The organism is Lentimicrobium sp. S6 (genome assembly GCF_013166635.1).
Taxonomy (GTDB): domain Bacteria; phylum Bacteroidota; class Bacteroidia; order Bacteroidales; family UBA12170; genus UBA12170.
Window position 1 is genome coordinate 1 of record NZ_JABKBZ010000148.1, and the last position, 3,656, is coordinate 3,656.

Annotated in this window: 5 protein-coding genes; all 5 read right to left on the bottom strand. The window is 30.3% G+C overall.

Features of this window, described 5'->3' with window-relative positions; genetic code table 11:
- Positions 1 to 373 precede the first annotated feature (373 nt).
- Positions 374 to 988 carry a hypothetical protein gene (locus tag HNS40_RS21750; protein WP_172284823.1) on the bottom strand — a complete coding sequence of 205 codons (615 nt, stop codon included), beginning with the start codon at positions 986 to 988 and terminating at the stop codon, positions 374 to 376.
- A gap of 7 nt (positions 989 to 995) precedes the next feature.
- Positions 996 to 1,496, bottom strand: a complete 501-nt coding sequence (locus tag HNS40_RS21755) for a hypothetical protein (protein WP_172284824.1) — start codon at positions 1,494 to 1,496, stop codon at positions 996 to 998.
- A 168-nt stretch (positions 1,497 to 1,664) separates the two neighbouring features.
- Complete coding sequence (locus tag HNS40_RS21760; protein ID WP_172284825.1) at positions 1,665 to 2,273, bottom strand: hypothetical protein; 609 nt, start codon at positions 2,271 to 2,273, stop codon at positions 1,665 to 1,667.
- Between the two features lie 263 nt (positions 2,274 to 2,536).
- Positions 2,537 to 2,992 (bottom strand): hypothetical protein, encoded by a 456-nt coding sequence (locus HNS40_RS21765; RefSeq protein WP_172284826.1) that lies wholly within the window; start codon positions 2,990 to 2,992, stop codon positions 2,537 to 2,539.
- Positions 2,993 to 3,236: 244 nt separating this feature from the next.
- A complete protein-coding gene (locus HNS40_RS21770; RefSeq protein ID WP_172284827.1) occupies positions 3,237 to 3,542 on the bottom strand; it encodes an STM3941 family protein in 306 nt (101 codons plus the stop codon).
- Positions 3,543 to 3,656: the final 114 nt, after the last annotated feature.

Below are 3,656 nucleotides of genomic sequence, written 5' to 3' on the forward strand. Positions count from 1 at the left end.
AAATATTTAGGAAAATTAATGTGTGAAAATGAAACAAATTAATGTGTAAATTTAGCCTAGAAATTATAGCTGTTCACACTGGCACAATAACGTCGGTATGACTGGCACAATAACGCCGGTATATCCAATCATTTTTCGTATATCTAGTTTCATTTATACATGAACCAAGACCAATTATTAAAACAATGATTAATAAGAAACCTGTAATATTTTTCATTTATTTTCTTTTGGCTTGCATATAACGTTTAGTATAAGAATAGTAGCCGACTGCGTGGCACTTTCCTGTCAAATTACAAGAAAGTTGAAGCGGGCTACAACCCTTGAATTTACTACTGTTTCGGCTATTATTTTTATACATTGTTGGCGGTAGTTTTTATTCCATTTCTCCAAACAAAAAGAAATTGAAAGACTCATAAATCATTCGTTTATATGGTGAATTTCCTTTTAGTCTATTTTCAATTTTGTTTTCTGTTTTATACTCACTTTTTAATCTAGGAAATTCTGAAATATAAAATTCAATTCCCTCTTTAAAATCTTTTAATGTGTATTTCCATCCGCAAACTTCTTGACCGAAATAATCAATTTTCACACAGCCACTTTTCGAATCCCAATATATGTCCTCATAGGTAATTGAATCATTTTGTATTAAAAGTTCTCCTTCATTTCCTGCTCCCATCGAAATCCATTTTTTTGTCTTTTTATGCTGAAGAAGAAATACAATTTCTTTTTGTCCTATTTCATATTTTATTATTCTGTTTGCACAAGTCCAGTCTTCAAATTTTTCAATTGTGATATTTTTTGAAATTGAGTCACCTTTAATCCAATCTATTATTTTTAAAGTGAATGTCAATGAGTCTTGGTCAATAATTTCACCTTCTAAAATCACATCGGATTCAATAATTAATTGAGGAAGCGGAGGCGGGTCGTAATCAGCAAATGCAGTCGTGCCCAATAAAGTAAAAATCACTATTAGAATTTCTTTTTTCATATACAATTTAAAATTTTTCTCCCCATTCGTCCTTTAATCGATATATTTTAGGGAAGCCTCTCAAGTAAATAATCTCAATTTCATCACCTATTTTGTATTGATTAAGAGAGTCTTTCTCAAAACTTGTATTATATATTTCACCGCATACTTCATATGAACATTTTATTAACCATGACTTTGTCCTATGAGAAGCATATTTTTTTTCAACTACTTTAGATTCAGACCAGATACCATTTTTTAATAATTGTTGTTTTTCTCGATAACCGTGATAAATCCCAAAACTTGGTCCAAATATTAAAGGAGTCAAAAAAGCTAAAGTGATTGCTAGTGCTCCATAGGGTTTATAATTTTTTACAGTTTTAAATACTGAAACAGGTAGCAAGAAGAATATAACTCCAAACATTAACCATCCTAAATATTTCCAATCAGGATACATTATCTGTCTTGGTGTAAATACCAAAAACAGGATTAAAGCAATTGTTATATAAATCCAATATTTACTTTTCATTCTGCAATTTTGTCTCTTTAAATTACCGCCAACGTTTGGAACATGGTGCGTTTGGATTTTTGAAACCTATTTTTTTCAATTTACCACTCACTTTATTTATAGCTAATATCGTCATTAATTACTCTGTTTTCCAATTGCACTATGTTTTTTGTTGGCACCAGTAATTTATTATTTCCTTAGCCATAAAATTATTTTGTCTCCAAAATATTCATTAATTGTTCCAGTGAATGCTATGATAAATCCTAATATCATAAGTATTCCTTTAATTTCTCGTGATTCAAGTATAAAAGAGACAATAAAAAGTATAAATGCTAAACTATATAAATACTTATTAATCAAGTTTCTTTTTTCTGATTTAGAAGCATTCAACCAATTTTTAAAATTATCATTGTCTGAGTCCCATTCAATTAATCTTTCGAAGATAGGAATAGAGTTTTTATAATCCTTTAAATTATAGAAAGCTCTTCCTTTGCTTGTTAATATACTCCAATATGTGGTGTAAATATTTAAGTCAATATTGTAAGTTTTGGAATTATTATCTAACAATTGTATTACCATTTCAGCTTTCGATATGGTCTTTCTATATTTTCCAGTCTTCTCAAGACTTATAATGTACTGACATTGGAGAAGAATAAATTCTTCGAAATCAGCTTTGTCTTTGAAACTTGATTTGTTTTCCAGGATTAAAATATTTGATTCATAGAACTTAATGATTCCGTAATAGTCATTCGGTTCTAGTTCGTAAAAATCATCATATAATATTTCTAATCCTCTCATTTCTTATTATTGGTGCCAACGGTTTGGCTATGTGGAGTGCGGGAATTTGAAATACTTCATTGTCAAGTTGCCACTGAGCCAATTCGTTTATATAATATTTCAAATTTACCGTCAATCTTCGAAGACGAATTGGCGGTGCTAATGCGGAGAACTGAGGTTGAATTACCTACTGAAACCCGCATTACATATAGCTTTTGTTACCGTGTCGTTTTTAATTAAATTCTTAGTCAACAAATGGTTTTTCTTATGGAATTGTCAAGTGTTTAATCGATTTTAATAAAATAATTATCACTACCATCAATGTAGCTATTGTTGCATTCCAGTGTTACTCCACAAATTAGAATACGTCCATATAATAAGGTCGTTATGGTAGAATCCAATTCTAATCCAAATAACTCTCCATCTTTGGGTTTAACAGTCCATTTTGCTGTGTTTGTAAGTTCTCCATTTTCTATGATTTGCAAACTTGAATCATTAAAGAATTCAATTACGGTATTTTCACTTTCCGTATTCATGCCATTTTCTGGTGCCCAGTAACTCTCAGTATAAGTCCATTTCCATTTTCCGATTAATGCATTTTTAATTTTCACATCAGACCATTCTGAATCATTATAACAATTCCAAATGTCAGTTTGGCTCATCGGTCTCTCGGTAATTTCTTCTTTATCACAGCTTAAACAAAAAAGGGTTATTAAGGCTACAAAGATTATGTTTCTCATATTATTTGTTTTTCTTATTATGATGGTTAATTTTCCTTTGGGGTTGCGCTCAAATTATAACTAACGTCAAATTTTGAAAGTTCTTCGTTTATTTTTTCATTCATGTTCGTAGATCTGGGTTTTCAAATGCACGGTAACGTTTGGAACATGGTGCGTTTGGATTTTTGAAACCTTTATTTTTCAAATTACCACTTACTTTATTTATAGCTAATATCGTCATTTATTACTCTGATTTCCAAATGCACTATGTTTTTTGTTGGGCTCCGTTTTTCATTATTTTTCCTTCCATTATCTCTAACAGGTCTTCAAAACTACATTCGAGCCAATCTGTAGCAATACTCAAAGGTGTCTTATGCGATTTATTATTCATTTTTAATTGAAGTCTTTTAATTCCAGTTGAGTTTTGAATGAACTTTTGCGGTTTTTTTACGAAAATTAGCAAGAATACTGGTCCTTGTAATTGATTATGAATTTTTAATTCAGTTATCTCATTCCAGTTTACGAAATGTCCTTTATTAGGTCCGACATTTATTTTAATAGGGTTACCCATTTAAGTCTCGTGTAATTTAATCGAAGCGTAAGCAATCGGTTTATGCTCTACGCATCTCTGAATGATTTTATCTAAAATTGATTGGCGATGATTCCTTCTGTTAAATCTAAAGAA

Coding starts and splice junctions, on each gene's coding strand:
- HNS40_RS21765 (WP_172284826.1), bottom strand. CDS start 2,992: ATGAGAAACATAATCTTTGTAGCCTTAATAACCCTTTTTTGTTTAAGC.
- HNS40_RS21770 (WP_172284827.1), bottom strand. CDS start 3,542: ATGGGTAACCCTATTAAAATAAATGTCGGACCTAATAAAGGACATTTC.
- HNS40_RS21760 (WP_172284825.1), bottom strand. CDS start 2,273: ATGAGAGGATTAGAAATATTATATGATGATTTTTACGAACTAGAACCG.
- HNS40_RS21755 (WP_172284824.1), bottom strand. CDS start 1,496: ATGAAAAGTAAATATTGGATTTATATAACAATTGCTTTAATCCTGTTT.
- HNS40_RS21750 (WP_172284823.1), bottom strand. CDS start 988: ATGAAAAAAGAAATTCTAATAGTGATTTTTACTTTATTGGGCACGACT.